2 rRNA genes are annotated in these 1,675 nt (G+C 55.4%); both read right to left on the bottom strand.

The window, feature by feature from the left end:
* Positions 1-1,254: ribosomal RNA gene (locus ACH413_RS48295) — 23S ribosomal RNA — on the bottom strand; the annotation flags it as partial.
* 341 nt (positions 1,255-1,595) lie between these two features.
* Positions 1,596-1,675 (bottom strand): 16S ribosomal RNA (locus tag ACH413_RS48290); the annotation flags it as partial.

Here is a 1,675-nt window from a genome sequence, read left to right as displayed (position 1 = left end):
GAAATGACACAGCTTCGGTGGTGTGCTTAAGCCCCGCTACATTGTCGGCGCAGGACCACTTGACCAGTGAGCTATTACGCACTCTTTAAAGGGTGGCTGCTTCTAAGCCAACCTCCTGGCTGTCTGTGCGACCCCACATCCTTTCCCACTTAGCACACACTTAGGGACCTTAGCTGGCGTTCTGGGCTGTTTCCCTCTCGACTACGAAGCTTATCCCCCGCAGTCTCACTGCCGCACTCTCACACCACGGTATTCGGAGTTTGGTTGATTTCGGTAAGCTTGTAGGCCCCCTAGACCATCCAGTGCTCTACCCCCGTGGTGAAACATACGACGCTGCACCTAAATGCATTTCGGGGAGAACCAGCTATCACGGTGTTTGATTGGCCTTTCACCCCTAACCACAGCTCATCCCCCAGGTTTTCAACCCTGGTGGGTTCGGGCCTCCACGCGGTCTTACCCGCGCTTCACCCTGGCCATGGCTAGATCACACCGCTTCGGGTCTAGACCACGCGACTCAAGCGCCCTATTCAGACTCGCTTTCGCTACGGCTACCCCACACGGGTTAACCTCGCCACGTAGCACTAACTCGCAGGCTCATTCTTCAAAAGGCACGCCGTCACCCCTAAAGGCTCCGACGGATTGTAGGCACACGGTTTCAGGTACTATTTCACTCCCCTCCCGGGGTACTTTTCATCTTTCCCTCACGGTACTAGTCCGCTATCGGTCACCAGGGAGTATTTAGGCTTAGCGGGTGGTCCCGCCAGATTCACAGCGAATTTCACGAGTACGCTGCTACTTGGGAACACTCTAACGAGATACCGGGTTTTCGAGTACGGGAGTTTCACCCTCTACGCTCGTGCTTTCCAGACACGTTCCTCTAACCACAGTATTTTCTGACTCGTTGTCAGTTCGGCAGAACTGACCAAGAGGTCCCACGACCCCGTACACGCAACCCCTGCCGGGTATCACACGAGTACGGTTTAGCCTCATCCGCTTTCGCTCGCCACTACTCACGGAATCACGGTTGTTTTCTCTTCCTGCGGGTACTGAGATGTTTCACTTCCCCGCGTTCCCTCCACATACCCTATGTGTTCAGGTATGGGTGAACCCACATGACTGGGTCCGGGTTTCCCCATTCGGAAATTCTAGGATCTCAGCTCGGTTGACAGCTCCCCTAGACTTTTCGCAGTCTCCTACGTCCTTCATCGGCTCCTGGTGCCAAGACATCCACCGTATGCCCTTACTAACTTGCTACAAAGATGCTCGCATCCACTGTGCAGTTCTCAAAGAACAATCAGACCCACCAGCCCTACTGCGAACGCCGGCCTGACCAATGCCAGGTGGTTCATCCGCGTCTGATGGCCGATCACCGAAAGACACACAAAAGCGTGTTCTCTCAGGACCCAACAGCGCACCGATCTGTTCATCCAGCCCTCTCGACACCTTTCCACGCACCCGAAGATGCAGTACTCACTGTCGTGACAACCGAACGTCTAGCCAGCCAGCATCCACTAATGAGCCCTACCCCGCTGAACGGGTGCAGGTTCTGACCAGCGCGGAGACGTTTGCTCCGAACACTGGTAGATGCTCCTTAGAAAGGAGGTGATCCAGCCGCACCTTCCGGTACGGCTACCTTGTTACGACTTCGTCCCAATCGCCAGTCCCACCTTCGACC

The sequence above is a fragment of the Lentzea sp. NPDC020367 genome (assembly GCF_044387305.1).
Classification (GTDB): Bacteria; Actinomycetota; Actinomycetes; order Mycobacteriales; family Pseudonocardiaceae; genus Lentzea.
This window is presented reverse-complemented; position numbering and strand designations above follow the sequence as displayed.